The 532-nt window shown below is 55.5% G+C and carries 1 protein-coding gene; it reads left to right on the top strand.

The genetic code is table 11. The annotated features are described in order from the left end of the window. The first annotated feature begins 80 nt into the window (after positions 1 to 80). On the top strand, positions 81 to 500 hold the full coding sequence (tnpA, locus tag L3X40_RS22150; protein ID WP_237367477.1) for an IS200/IS605 family transposase: 420 nt from the start codon (positions 81 to 83) through the stop codon (positions 498 to 500). Positions 501 to 532: the final 32 nt, after the last annotated feature.

Below are 532 nucleotides of genomic sequence, written 5' to 3'. Positions count from 1 at the left end.
CCTCGGGGAATAGTCTGTATCCTCGGAAAAAATGACAGGCCCGAAGGGCTGAACTGTCATTTTTTCCGAGGATACAGACTATGGGTTACAGCACCGGCAGTCATTCGATTTTTCACCACTGCTACCACATCGTCTGGGCACCCAAATATCGCTTCAAGGTGCTCCATGGCGAGGTCCGTCTCAGAGTGCGCGACATTATCAAGCAGGTCTGCGCCGAGATGGGCGTCACAATCATCCATGGCGCGCTGTCCCGCGACCATGTCCATATGTTCGTGGAAATCCCGCCTCACATCGCCGTCAGCGACTTCGTGCGCAAAGCCAAGGGGCGCTCATCGCGCAAAATCCAGCAGGAGTTCGAGCATATCCGCAAGCGTTACTGGGGCCAGCGCTTCTGGGCCAGGGGATACTTCTCGACAACCAGCGGCAACATTACCGATGAAACCATCATGAACTATCTCGACCGCCATACCCACAGCACAGGCTTCAGCCACAACCCATGAACCTACCGGCATCAGCCGGTCTGTCATTCAGT

Source organism: Rhizorhapis sp. SPR117 (assembly GCF_021742065.1).
Note: the sequence above shows the minus strand (reverse complement) of the source record. Positions and strands in the feature narration are given on the sequence as shown.